This window comes from Paenibacillus sp. oral taxon 786 str. D14 (genome assembly GCF_000159955.1).
GTDB lineage: Bacteria > Bacillota > Bacilli > Paenibacillales > Paenibacillaceae > Fontibacillus > Fontibacillus phoenicis.
In genome coordinates, this window is sequence record NZ_GG695972.1 from 284,538 (window position 1) to 292,335 (window position 7,798).

The following is a 7,798-nucleotide window of genomic DNA, read 5'->3' on the forward strand; positions in this document are numbered from 1 at the left end:
GGCATGGTCGCCGTGAGCGACACCGTGAAGGAGACGTCCAAGGCCGCAGTAGCGCGGCTGAAGGAGATGGGCCTTCACGTGGTGATGATCACCGGCGACAACGTGCGCACCGCCCAGGCGATCGCCGCCGAGGTCGGGATCGACGAGGTGCTGGCCGAGGTGCTCCCGGAAGGCAAAGCCGCCGAGGTGAAAAAGCTCCAGGCCCGCGGCCTGAAGACGGCGATGGTTGGAGACGGCATTAACGACGCTCCGGCACTTGCCGTGGCCGACGTAGGCATCGCCATCGGCACGGGCACCGACGTGGCCATGGAGGCCGCCGACGTCACGCTGATGCGCGGCGACCTGGAGGGCGTGCCGGATGCGATCGCTATGAGCAAGCGCACGATGGGCAATATCAAGCAGAACTTGTTCTGGGCGCTCGCCTACAATACGATCGGCATTCCTGTAGCCGCTGCGGGCTTTCTGGCTCCGTGGCTGGCCGGGGCTGCGATGGCGCTTAGTTCTGTCTCCGTTGTGCTGAACGCGCTGCGTTTGCAGCGGGTGAAGTTGTAACTATACAATGCCAAACGAAACGAGCCTTCCAGGCCGTAAGGTTCCGGATTTTGTTCCGGTCTTGCGAGGGAAGGCTCGTTTTTTTGATGTAGATTCTATTTTTTTGGATGGGTGAGGGGATCACCGATAATGCCTTGATCCTCCAGGGCGAGAAGCAGCTTCTTCATGAGTTCGACGGTTGCCGTAATGGCTGGCACGTCGGGCTTCTTTAATTTCTCCGTACAGGTCAAAGTGGCATGTCCGTTCTTGATCCGCAGCCGTACATGGATCTTGGAATGAAGGTTCAGCAACTCTTCGATCCCTTCGTACTTCAATACCGATCGCAGCAGACTGGGATGGGAAGCTTTTGCTTGAAACTTCTTATTCATTGCGGAGTTTGGGAGTGAGGCTTCCCGGAGCCCCCTGGTAAACCAGGCCAAGACATGTCGTTTGGCCGAAAATAACACGAACTCCAGCTTACGGCGCGGCCGGTAGCTGTATTTCACGGTGATCGCGTACTCGTTACCGGAGGTGTCGTTATTCGGGTCGGTGATCGTCACCTTACAGGATCCGAAGCGTGGGGAAAGCGGCAGACGGACATGCTGCCCCTTATACTTCCAGTTCCTGAACGTTCCTGCGGCGTAAGTCCCTCCAGAGGTTCTGGCATACTCTTTCAGCAGGGCTGTCGACTTCGGTTCCCACCACGGTTTACTTTTTACTGTCGTCTGCGTCATGCTTCTCTTCCTCCTTGCCCGGCGCCCGGGTGGAAGGCAGTCTTCCCTCGCGGCGCAATGCTTCTCGCAGCAGGTATTCGATATGCCCATTCACGCTTCGGAATTCATCCGCTGCCCAGCGTTCCAAAGCCTGATAAAGAGTCGGGTCAAGGCGAAGTGGGAAGCTCTTCTTGCTGGCCATCGTGAATGGATGCCCCTAATTAATACAACGTGCTAGTATTGATGACCGGCTGGGCGGAACGGTCGGATACGACAGCGACGAGCAGGTTGTTAATCATCGCGGCTTTACGTTCGTCATCCAGCTCGACAACTTGACCGGCCTGCAGCCGTTCGATCGCCATTTGAACCATGGTGACGGCGCCGTCGACGATTTTCTCGCGAGCCGCAATGATCGCTTCGGCTTGTTGGCGTTGCAGCATCGCGCTTGCGATTTCGGTCGAGTAGGCCAGATGCGTCAAACGCGACTCAATGACCTTAACGCCGGCGATGGCCAGACGGTTCTGCAATTCGCTGGTGAGCTCCAACGCAATCTCTTCCGTATTGGCGCGCAGGGAGAAGCCGGTGTCGGAATCGTCCAATTGGTCGTACGGATATTTGCTGGCGACGTGGCGCAGTGCAGCTTCGCTCTGAATTTCCACGAAGGTTTCGTATTCATCCACTTCAAATAGCGCTTTGGCGGAGTCGACCACCGAAAACACGACAACAGTGGCGATTTCGATCGGGTTCCCTTTGACATCATTGACTTTCAGTTTGGCGCTGTTGAAGTTGCGAACGCGCAGCGAAACTTTTTTGCGAGTTGAGAACGGGATGGCAAGATAGAAGCCGCTCTTGCGGATCACGCCGAGGTAACGGCCGAAGAAGGTGACGACAGCCGATTGGTTTGGCTGTACGATCGTCAGCCCGGTCAAGAGCACGAAGGCGATGACGAAGGAGAGCACACCGCCGGCCACGGGAACGACATCGTTTAACGTGACGAGAAATGTCCCCAACGCAATAAATCCGAAAATGAACAACAGGGCAACAAAACCGTTTAGGCACGAAATTTCTTTTTCTTTCATATAAAGTGACACTCCTTCACATATTAAATTGATATTTATATGATATCACTTTTGCAAAATAATGTAAATATGAGACGGCGATATTCTCTGCCGGGGGCTTTTACATGATTATCCCCTTCGCTCAGATAGAATAGTTATCGATGGAGCAGAACTGTGTGAACCAATTGAAGCTTGGATGGGAGTGAAGATGAGGATGGAGATGAGGATGGAGATGAGGATGGAGATGAGGATGGTGTCTTATGGGATGGAATGGGGAGGGAATGAGGTTGGAAGCGGAGACGGCCTCGCGGCTGATCGAACGGGATAGGCGTGTGCAAGTGGAACCGCGGCTGATCAAACGGGATTATGCGTGGACAACTGGAATCGCTGCTGATCCAGGGCAAGATAGACGGGGACGGCCGTATCTTAGCTGTCAGGGTGCGACAGACAGGAACGCCCGTACCGTAGCAGTCGGGGTGCAACAGACAGGGACAGCCGGGCCTTAGCTGATCAGAGCACGACCGGCAGGTTTAGCCCGTCCCGTCGTACTCGCAATAGGGGCTGACGGTACCGCCGCCAGGTGCGGGCTATCCAGGCAGTCCAGGCTGCCCGCACCATTAGCTTCGTCCCCAGCGTAGCTCTGGATATAGTGTAGACGTCCCCGAACGTCTGTGATCCACCTCCTGCCTAGAAGGGGGCGCCTGTACCGTAGTGCGATGTTTCATGGGCTTAATCCAAGGAGCGTACGATTTCGCTTAGACGGGCGATGCCTTCCGTCAGTTCTTCGGCGGTGGCGTAGGCGTAGGAGAGGCGCAGGTGGCTGCCGGAGGCGCGGTTGTACAGGTGGCCGGGGTTGATCAGAAGGCCGGCTTTTAGGGCGGCGTCAAATATTTTGCGCGGGGAGGGGGAGTTGTGCAGGTTCAGCCAGATGTAAAACCCTCCCTGCGGCACCTTCCAGTCCGCGATATCGCGAAAATACCGCTCCAACGCGTCCACCGCCGCCTCTCGCCGCAGGCGGAGCGCCGCCCGCAGCCGTTCAAGATGGCGGTCGTAGCTGCCGCTTTCCAGCCATTCCGCTGCCATCTGTTGCGAGAGGGCGCTAGAGCCGTAATCGCTTTGCATCTTGATGTCTGCAAGCCGCTCGATGACGGGCTGCGGTCCGGCAATCCAGCCAATCCGCAGGCCGGGGCTGAGGGATTTGGACAAGCTGCCCAGATACAGTACGCTGCCGCTAGCGTCATGAGCCTTCAGCGGCAGGGGCGGCGGGGCGTCCAGCCACAACTCGCGGTAGACATCATCTTCAACGAGGGGGAAACGGGCTGCCTCGCAGACGTCCAGCAGCTGACGTCGCCGCGCTTCGCTCATAACCGTTCCGCTTGGATTATAGAAGGTCGGAATGGTATACAGCAATGCGCCCGCATATTGCTTGGCGTACACAGAAACCAGGTCGGCGCGCAGGCCTTGTTCATCCATCGGGACACCGCGCAGCTTCATTCCGGCGCTCTGAAAAACGGGAACCGAATACAGATACGACGGTCGTTCGGTCAGTACCGTCGAGCCCTGGGGGAGCAGGCCGACGGCAATGAGCTGGAGCGCCTGCAAAGCGCCGGAGATTATCAGCAGCGAAGCCGGCGATACGGTGATGCCTTGGAGGCTCAGCCGGGCGGCGATGGCCTCCCGGAGCCGCAGGTCCCCGTTGGGCTCGCCATAGCCCAGGTTTGGGACATTGGTGGCCATCCGACCCAACAGCTCGGCCATTTCGGATTGCGGCAGCAGGTCCGGGCCCATCTCGCCGGTGCCGAGTCGCAAAATGCCGGGCTGGAACTCAGCCCGGTTAATCTCCTGCACGGCAGGCAAATTAGGGTACTGCACGCCGGAGCTGACGTATTCGTTCCAATCGGGCGGCGGGGAGGCGGTCAGCACGCCCCAGGTCCGGTTAACGACGCGGGTGCCGCCGCCCCGGTCGCCCTGAAGCAGCCCGGCTGCGATCAGCTCGTCCAGCGCGGCGACGACTGTGCTGCGGTTGACGCCAAACCGCGCGGCCAGCTCCCGCTGGGACGGGATGCGTGTCCCCACCGGCCATTCGCCGCTGGCAATTCGATCACAAAGATGCTCCATGATTTGGCGATGGAGCGGAATGGGCAAATTTCGGCTGGGACGCCAGGTCGAATGATTCATGCGGAATACCCCCTATCTGCAGAACTGTAGATTTTTTGCGCGAACGACGTTATTTTCCCCTATTATATCGTTTGGTTGGTTTCTGATCCATCCAAATGGATGGAGCTAAATCGGGAGGGGGCGGGTACAATAGGGTTCGAGACAGAGATCAGAGGGGGAGAGAGATGTTTAGTGCTGCGATTCATGGGTTCTTTCTGGCGGTTGGACTTATTTTGCCATTAGGCGTGCAGAATGTGTTTGTGTTTAACCAGGGGGCTGCCGGACGAAAGCTCCGCCGGGCCTTGCCGGCTGTTCTGACCGCCGCTTTGGGGATACGATATTGATTTTGCTAGCTGTGTTGGGGGTCTCGGTGCTGGTCTTGTCATGGACTTGGCTGAAAACCGTACTCTTTGCGGCAGGCGCTGTCTTTATGCTATACATTGGCTGGACCATCTGGAGGGACGTGTCCAAACCGTCTTCCGCCGGGCCATCCGGGCTGCCAGCTAAACAGCAGGTGGTGTTTGCATTGTCGGTGACGTTTTTGAATCCCCATGCGATTCTGGATACAGTTGGCGTGATCGGGACAAGCTCTCTGGATTATACCGGCGGGGCGAAAGGGGCGTTTACGCTGGCTGCGATTCTGGTGTCGTGGGTCTGGTTTTTCGGATTGGCATGGGCAGGCAAAACGCTCGGTAGCTTGGACCGGGGAGGTCAACTGCTCCAGGGGATCAATCGATTGTCTGCGCTTATCGTCTGGGGGATGGCGTTATATATGATCGGTGCCGTGGTCGCTGATCACTTGAAGTAGGGCGGCGGGGAGCCTTGAAGCTCAGTATGACACTGGGATGCAAGCGGCTTGCTTCCTGTTGGGGAAAGTTCCATAATTAGGAATAACATAAAGCAAGGGATAGGAGTGAGGAGATGAACGAGACGATATCCAAAATGCTGGAGCACCGTTCCATTCGTAAATACAGCGATCGTCCGGTGACCCGAGAGCTGGTGGAACAAATCATATCCGCAGGCCAAATGGCCTCCAGTTCCAGCAATGTACAAGCCTATACCGTGATTGCCGTGACGGACGCGGATCGGAAAGCGAAGCTGGCCGAGCTTTGCGGGAATCAGGCTTATGTGGCGGAGTGTCCTGTTTTCCTAGTCTGGTGCGCAGATTTGTCAAGACTCAAACGGGCAGCGGAGCGGCATCTTCCTTCGGAAACGACTTATGAAGGCACGACGGAGAACTTTATTGTAGCTACGGTCGATACGGCGCTGGCAGCGCAAAATGCCGCCATAGCCGCAGAATCGCTGGGCCTTGGCATCGTGTATATCGGCGGTATCCGCAACCATAGCGAGGAGGTGGCGGATCTCTTGGACCTGCCCCACCTTTCGTATCCTGTATTCGGGATGTGTCTCGGCTATCCGGATCAAAATCCAGGGGTGCGTCCACGGCTTCCGCTGCCGGCAATTCTGCACTGGAACCAGTATGATACCGCCGGGCAAGAGGAACAGGTGGCGGCCTATGACGAGGTTATGTCCAAGTATCTGAGTGAACGGACAGGAGGGGCGAAGGATACCCCTTGGTCGGAGCTCATGGCCGAGAAGCTGGCACAGCCGGCGCGGCTGCATATGCGCGAATTTTTAGAGAAGCGCGGCTTTACCTTGAAATAATGGCAAAAAAAGCTGTCCTAATCGGGTCGTACCCGGGGACAGCTTTTTCGTATTATTAGGTCAACCAGAATTTCTGGTTGGCCTTTTTTCTTAGGCGCTGTCAGATGGCGGTAGCCGGGAGAACGTGCAGCTTTTAGGGGCAATGATCCCGTCACAAAAACTGTTCTCCCACTACCCCCAATGACCATGTTTGAGCTGGTTGAGGCATCGGACCTCGAATCACAAGCGAAGCTGTGAGATTCGAACCATCGTGGGAGTGCCGGCTATTATTCAGGAGGAGATGACATGAGACCGGTTATTGGATTGGATGTGTCGAAAGGGACAAGTGTGCTCCAAGCGTTTACAGATCGAAATAAGCCGTATGGAAACAGTATCACGGTAGAAACGATTCGGGAAACGGCAGGATCGCCACACAGCAAGGCTTGGATTCAGACAAAGGCAGAGAAGATTCAAGAGAAGATTCAGGCGTTACCGTCTCTAAGCAAGTCAAGCAAAGCACAACAGACGGCTTTGCTGAGTATGGTGGAAATGGTGTAAGGAAAGAGGGCAAGCCCTACAAAGCATAATATCAAATTTACCCAGAAGCATCCGCGCCAACGGAGGCTTCTTTGTGCTGCACAAAAATAGTATAACAGTATCTTTGCCATAATCCAATCACTTGGGGTTGACAAACATTAGCCGGTTTTTCGTCGTTAAGTTATAATCCGTAAAAACTTCGCGTGTTCCGGTACAACGTCGCTGCGGCCTCTTCCGGAGAGATGCCCAGAAGATTCGCCCAGGCCAAGGCGACGTGACGGGTCATGCGCGGGTGGGTGATCTGACCGGCAAACGGTCCTTCAAACGGCCAAGGCCCGTCCGTTTCGGCCATCACCTGCTCGGGAGGATAGCGCCGGGCGAGGTCTTGGATTTTCGATTCGTAGACGATATCCGGCGTAAAAGAGATCGCATAACCGCGATCCGCCATGCGGCGCACTGTGGATTCGGCTCCCTTGAACCAGTGGAAATGTGCTTTGGTGACGCCGTGGCGTTCCAGCAGGTCGCAGGCAAGCTCGGCGTCCTCGTATACCGCATGCATCACAATCGGTTTGTCTAACGCCTTGGCAAGCATCACAAACTTCTCCAGCAGGTCCACGTAGGGCTCAAGCTCAAAGCCCTTTCCTTGCTGGAGAGCTTCTTGCCGCGCATAATATGGAAGCCCGACTTCACCAACGGCAATCATATCCTCGGCATGCTGCTTGATCCAATTCAGCAGGAGATCGATCTCCCGATCCTCAGGGATAGGCTGCTCGGGGTGGAATCCGAATGCCGGGCGCACCAGGTTCGGATAGCGCTCCGCCAAAGCGTTGTTCAGCTTGCAGGAGGCTAAATGCATCGAAACGGCAATGACGGCTTCCACTCCGCAGCCCGGCAGTTCCTGCAGCAGGCGTTCACGGGTATCTTCGTCGTAAAGGTCTATATGAATATGGGCATCAATGAACGGGAGTTGGATTCCCTTCGGTAAACCGCGAAAAAGATTGTTGGACATCTCACCAGACCCTTTCCAGAAACAGGTTAACCGCTTGTACTCATTATACCTGTTTTTAGGTAGGTTTCAGCGGATGCCACGGGATTTCTTCGTTTTTTGGTTAGAGAATGCCCATCATGTAAAAGGTTAAATCTTACTGCGAAACCGGG

At 55.9% G+C, this 7,798-nt stretch carries 8 protein-coding genes and 1 pseudogene; 4 read left to right on the top strand and 5 right to left on the bottom strand.

What is annotated here, in order from left to right:
- On the top strand, window positions 1-552 hold a 552-nt coding region (locus tag POTG_RS06265), incomplete at its 5' end, for an HAD-IC family P-type ATPase (RefSeq protein WP_009223978.1).
- Window positions 553-647: 95 nt separating this feature from the next.
- Here the strand turns inward: POTG_RS06265 and POTG_RS06270 are convergent.
- The 4 genes from POTG_RS06270 to POTG_RS06285 all read right to left on the bottom strand — a co-directional run bounded on the left by POTG_RS06270 (window position 648) and on the right by POTG_RS06285 (window position 4,480).
- Complete coding sequence (locus POTG_RS06270) at window positions 648-1,265, bottom strand: hypothetical protein (RefSeq protein ID WP_009223979.1); 618 nt, start codon at window positions 1,263-1,265, stop codon at window positions 648-650.
- Complete coding sequence (locus POTG_RS06275) at window positions 1,240-1,446, bottom strand: hypothetical protein (RefSeq protein ID WP_009223980.1); 207 nt, start codon at window positions 1,444-1,446, stop codon at window positions 1,240-1,242. The genes POTG_RS06270 and POTG_RS06275 overlap by 26 nt, the downstream gene beginning before the upstream one ends.
- Before the next feature lie 19 nt (window positions 1,447-1,465).
- Entirely contained in the window at window positions 1,466-2,323 is an 858-nt protein-coding gene (locus POTG_RS06280; protein ID WP_009223981.1) for an SPFH domain-containing protein, read from the bottom strand.
- A 708-nt stretch (window positions 2,324-3,031) separates the two neighbouring features.
- Window positions 3,032-4,480, bottom strand: coding sequence for an aminotransferase-like domain-containing protein (locus POTG_RS06285; RefSeq protein WP_009223982.1), 1,449 nt, complete (start codon window positions 4,478-4,480; stop codon window positions 3,032-3,034).
- 164 nt (window positions 4,481-4,644) lie between these two features.
- Between POTG_RS06285 and POTG_RS06290 the strand changes: the two are divergent.
- The 3 genes and pseudogenes from POTG_RS06290 (at window position 4,645) to POTG_RS06300 (ending at window position 6,661) form a co-directional block, all read left to right on the top strand.
- A pseudogene (locus POTG_RS06290) lies at window positions 4,645-5,267 on the top strand (LysE/ArgO family amino acid transporter).
- Between the two features lie 113 nt (window positions 5,268-5,380).
- On the top strand, window positions 5,381-6,124 hold the full coding sequence (nfsA, locus tag POTG_RS06295; protein ID WP_009223984.1) for an oxygen-insensitive NADPH nitroreductase: 744 nt from the start codon (window positions 5,381-5,383) through the stop codon (window positions 6,122-6,124).
- 285 nt (window positions 6,125-6,409) lie between these two features.
- Complete coding sequence (locus POTG_RS06300; RefSeq protein WP_009223985.1) at window positions 6,410-6,661, top strand: hypothetical protein; 252 nt, start codon at window positions 6,410-6,412, stop codon at window positions 6,659-6,661.
- A gap of 160 nt (window positions 6,662-6,821) precedes the next feature.
- Here POTG_RS06300 and POTG_RS06305 read toward each other — a convergent pair whose 3' ends face one another.
- Entirely contained in the window at window positions 6,822-7,649 is an 828-nt protein-coding gene (locus POTG_RS06305) for a TatD family hydrolase (RefSeq protein WP_009223986.1), read from the bottom strand.
- Window positions 7,650-7,798 lie beyond the last annotated feature (149 nt).